Origin of the sequence: Spirillospora sp. NPDC000708 (assembly GCF_040299565.1) — a bacterium.
Classification (GTDB): Bacteria; Actinomycetota; Actinomycetes; order Streptosporangiales; family Streptosporangiaceae; genus Spirillospora.
This window is the reverse complement of sequence record NZ_JBEPCJ010000066.1, coordinates 1-4137: the sequence shown is the minus strand read 5'-3', so window position 1 is coordinate 4137 and position 4137 is coordinate 1. Positions and strand designations below refer to the sequence as shown.

The following is a 4137-nucleotide window of genomic DNA, read 5'->3' as shown; positions in this document are numbered from 1 at the left end:
GTGCCGTCCACCCCGGTGGACGGCACGCCGCGCCCCATTTCCCGGAAACCTCACCCCGCGCCCCCGGCCACGCGCCGACCCGAACCGTCGCGATCGCGAGCGAAGCCAAGTTCGAGCTTGCGAGAACTTGATCGCGCAGCGAGGCCCCCAGGGCCGAGCCGGAGCGATGCAGCGATCGCACGCATTGCCCGCCGAAGGAAGGCCCTCTAGGGCCTGACGCCAAGGGCAATGCCATTAACACAACCAGGCGTCGATACCGGCCAGGAGGTGCTTGCGGACGTCGTCGGGAGCGGCCGACGCGCGCACCGACTGCCGCGCCAGCTCCGCCAGCTCGGCGTCGGAGAAGCCGTGCACGTCGCGGACGATGTCGTACTGGCGGGCCAGCCGCGACCCGAACAGCAGCGGGTCGTCGGCGCCCAGCGCGATCGACGCGCCCGCCTCGAACAGCCGCCGCACCGGGACGTCCTCCGGCGTCGCCGCCACCCCCAGGCTCACGTTCGACGCCGGGCACACCTCCAGCGTCACGCCCCGGTCCACGATCCGCTCCAGCAGCCGCGGATCCTCCACCGCGCGCACGCCGTGCCCGATCCGGTCGGCGTCCAGCGTCTCCAGGCACTCCCGGACGCTCGCCGGGCCGAGCAGCTCCCCGCCGTGCGGATCCGACAGCAGCCCGCCCCGCTTGGCGATCCGGAACGCCCCCTCGAAGTCGTAGGCCCGGCCGCGCCGCTCGTCGTTCGACAGCCCGAACCCCACCACGCCCTGCCCGGTGTACCGGACGGCCAGCCGCGCGAGCGTCTTCGCGTCGAGGGGGTGCCGGGTCCGGTTCGCCGCGATCACGACGCCGATCCCGATGCCCGCCGCCTCGCCCGCCTCCCGCGCCGCGTCCAGCACCAGCTCGACGGTCGGCGTCAGCCCCCCGAACTTCGCCGCGTACCCGCTCGGGTCCACCTGGATCTCCAGCCAGCCCGACCCCTCCGCCGCCTCGTCCTCCGCCGTCTCCCGCAGCAGCCGCCGCAGGTCGTCGGGCGTCCGCAGGACGGAACGGGCGATGTCGTACAGCCGCTGGAACCGGAACCAGCCGCGCTCGTCGGTCGCGTGCAGCTTCGGCGGCCAGTCCTCCACCAGGGCGTCCGGCAGGTGGACGCCGTGCTCGGCGGCCAGCTCCACCAGCGTCGAATGCCGCATCGACCCGGTGAAGTGCAGATGCAGGTGCGCCTTGGGGAGCAGGGCCACGTCCGGACGGGCGGAGCCGGGCCGCGCGGCGGCGGGCTCGATGCGGGACGGCTCCGGGTCCTCTCGCGGGGAACGGTCCTGCGGCGGGCGGGGTGACACGGTACGGGCCTCCATGGACCAATGTTGCCGGATCGGTCGACCCGCTGAACCCCCGCCCTACCAGGATCACCACACCGGACTACCCCGCATGGCACCCGGCGGCCATCCGCGCCCGTGGACATCACCGAAAAAACTTGGGAACCCCGTGCAACCCCGTTCCGTGGTCGCGCGTATACGAGGGGCGCAAGAGGAGAACACCGGACGGGCAGAGAGGGACTCAGACGATGATCACGCTGAAGGCCGCACTGATCACTGCGGGCGCCATCGGAACCGTGGCCGTGGGCGGCGGCGCCACGTGGGCCATGACCGGCTCCCACCAGAACGCGGGCCTCCAGTCCGGCGACTCGAAGCTGCCGGCCGCGCACCGCGTCGTCGACGCCGCGCCGAAGACCGCGCCGACCTGCCTGCCCGCGCTCCCGAAGACGGGCAAGCTGCCGAAGACCGGCAAGCTCCCCACCGACGGCAAGCTCCCCACGGACGGCAAGCTCCCCACGGACGGCAAGCTGCCGAAGACGGGCGAGGTGCCCGCGGGCAAGGTGCCGGCGAGCAAGCTGCCCGGGACGGAGCAGCTGCGCAAGGAGACCGAGGCCCTCAAGAAGAAGGCCGAGGCCGGCAAGCCCACGGTCAACGTCCCGAACCCGGGCGTCCCCGGCGTCGTCGCCCCCGGCACCCAGCCGACCGCGCTCCCGTCGGGCCGGCCGAACCTGCCGACCTGCGCGCCGTCCGCCAAGCCGCTGCGCAAGGCCGGCGCCCCGGCCCCCAAGCCGTCCGCGAGCATCCCGGGCAAGCCCGCGCTGCCCGCCGCGCCCGCCCTCGACTGCCGCACCCTCGCCCCCGCGGTGAAGGTCGGCGGCACCGTCGAGCGGACCGTCATGCTCGCCAAGGGCCTCAAGTACGTCTCCGCCACCCCCGGCACCGCCGACCTCAAGAAGCTCAACATCTGCGCCGTCACGCAGAAGTGGACCGGCAAGGCCGGTCAGTGGCTGACCGTCGAAAGCCTGAAGACCCCCGCCGGGATGACGCAGAATCAGCTGCGGCAGGCTCTGAAGCTCCCCGAGGGCGGCACCCCGCTCACCATCGACGGCGTCGCCGCCTACCAGGGGCCGCGCGGCGGCGGGGTCCTGGTGTTCGACCCCAGCGGCTACTCGCTGTTCGTGAACGGCAACCCCGTCCTCGCGGGCGGGCCGAAGGACATCGCCACCGCGCTGCGGCAGGCGCACCAGTAGGAAGAAGGACCCGGGCGGACGGCCAGGCGCGGGGCCGTCCGCCCAGGACGCGGGATTCCCTCCACCCGGACGGAGAACAGTGGGGCGTCGAGACGACGAGTCGTTCGTTGAGTTCGTGGCGGAACGCGGCGATGCCCTGCTGCGCACCGCCTCGCTGATGTGCGGTGCCCGGCAGGACGCCGAGGACATCCTGCAGACCGCGCTGGAGAAGGCGTACCGGCACTGGGGACGGCTGGACGCCGACACAGACCCCGAGCCCTACGTCCGCCGGATCCTGGTCAACCTGGTGATCAGCCGGTCCCGGCGGTGGAAGGTGCTGCGGGAGATCCACATGGCGAGGCCGCCCGAGACGCCGACGCTCTCGGGCACCCACGCCGTCGAGCTGAGGGGGACGCTCATGGACGAACTGCGCAGGCTCGGCGCCCGCCAGCGGGCCGTGCTCGTGCTGCGCTTCTGGGAGGACCTCTCGGAGGCGGAGACCGCGCGGGTGCTCGGCTGCTCCGTCGGCACCGTGAAGAGCCAGGCATCCCGGGGGCTCGCCAGACTCCGGGAGCGACTCGGCGCGAACCTGGCGCCACTGGGGAGCTGAACGATGGACCTGGAGAGCGAACTCCGCGCGGCCATGGCCGAGCAGGTGGCGGGGACGGCCGCGCCGCCCTCGCTCGTGGCCGACGTGCGCCGCCGCCACCGGCGCCGCACGAACCGGATCCGCGCCACCGTCGGCGTCGCCGCCGCGTCCGTCGCCGCGCTCGCCCTGGTGCCCACCTACCAGTCGTTCCGGGCCACACCTGCCGGGGACTCCGCGACCTCCCGCCCCACGGGCGGACCCGCGGTCCTCGAGCAGCCGGAACGGCCGCCCGCCTCGGGCCTCCCAGCGTCCCCGTCGCCAGAGGGGAGGCCCGAGGCGGGGTCAACGCCGAAGCCGTCCGAGCACCCGCGGTCCGGCGACGGCGGCGGCGGGGGAGGCGAGCGGCCCGGCGCGCCCGGCCCCGCCGTGAAGCTCCCGAAGTGGGTCACCTACCTGCCGGGCGGGCTCGCCGCCACCGCCCCCTGCACGGGCACCGGCGACGCCAAGCGCCGCACCACCACCTGCAAATGGGGCGGGACGGACGGCTGGGTGCAGATCGCCCTCATCAAGGGAAGCGGCGTCGGCCTCACCGACCTCGCCCCCGTCGGCGGCGTCCCGACCCGCACCACCGTCCGCGGCATGCCCGCGCTCACCGGCGACCGCCCCGGCTCCGGACGCCAGATCTCCTGGATCGCCAAGCCCGGCACCGGCGTCACCGTCACCGCCGGCGGCGCCGCGAAGGACCAGCTCATGCGCATCGCGGAAGGCGTCCGCCCCTAGACCACGCTCCGGCGGGGACGTCCTCGAATGGCGGAGAGGGGCCGCCAGGACCGTTCCCCGCCGGAGCGTTCCTGTGTTTGTTTGCATTGCCCTCGGCGGTCGGGCCCTGGGGGCCCTCCCTTCAACGGGCGATGCGGTGCGATCGCTGCATCGCTTCGACTCGCCCTGGGGGCTCGCTGCGCGATCGGATTCTCGCTCCGCTCGAATCCGGCTTCGCTCGCGATCGCGACG

Annotated in this window: 4 protein-coding genes; 3 read left to right on the top strand and 1 reads right to left on the bottom strand. The window is 73.9% G+C overall.

Annotated features, from left to right (window positions below):
• Positions 1 to 234: 234 nt before the first annotated feature.
• The gene (locus tag ABT299_RS35620; protein WP_190863948.1) at positions 235 to 1347 is read right to left on the bottom strand and encodes an adenosine deaminase; all 1113 of its coding nucleotides are present in this window, start codon (positions 1345 to 1347) and stop codon (positions 235 to 237) included.
• Between the two features lie 209 nt (positions 1348 to 1556).
• On the opposite strand from ABT299_RS35620, the gene ABT299_RS35615 reads away from it, so the two are divergent.
• The 3 genes from ABT299_RS35615 to ABT299_RS35605 all read left to right on the top strand — a co-directional run bounded on the left by ABT299_RS35615 (position 1557) and on the right by ABT299_RS35605 (position 3906).
• Positions 1557 to 2558 carry a hypothetical protein gene (locus ABT299_RS35615; RefSeq protein ID WP_190863950.1) on the top strand — a complete coding sequence of 334 codons (1002 nt, stop codon included), beginning with the start codon at positions 1557 to 1559 and terminating at the stop codon, positions 2556 to 2558.
• Between the two features lie 79 nt (positions 2559 to 2637).
• A complete protein-coding gene (locus ABT299_RS35610) occupies positions 2638 to 3147 on the top strand; it encodes a SigE family RNA polymerase sigma factor (protein WP_190863952.1) in 510 nt (169 codons plus the stop codon).
• Between the two features lie 3 nt (positions 3148 to 3150).
• Positions 3151 to 3906 carry a hypothetical protein gene (locus ABT299_RS35605; RefSeq protein WP_500253412.1) on the top strand — a complete coding sequence of 252 codons (756 nt, stop codon included), beginning with the start codon at positions 3151 to 3153 and terminating at the stop codon, positions 3904 to 3906.
• The last annotated feature ends 231 nt before the right edge of the window (positions 3907 to 4137 follow it).

What these genes read in the sequence shown, in the direction of transcription:
- ABT299_RS35620 (WP_190863948.1), bottom strand. Translation starts at nt 1,347, where the DNA reads ATGGAGGCCCGTACCGTGTCACCCCGCCCGCCGCAGGACCGTTCCCCG.
- ABT299_RS35605 (WP_500253412.1), top strand. Translation starts at nt 3,151, where the DNA reads ATGGACCTGGAGAGCGAACTCCGCGCGGCCATGGCCGAGCAGGTGGCG.
- ABT299_RS35615 (WP_190863950.1), top strand. Translation starts at nt 1,557, where the DNA reads ATGATCACGCTGAAGGCCGCACTGATCACTGCGGGCGCCATCGGAACC.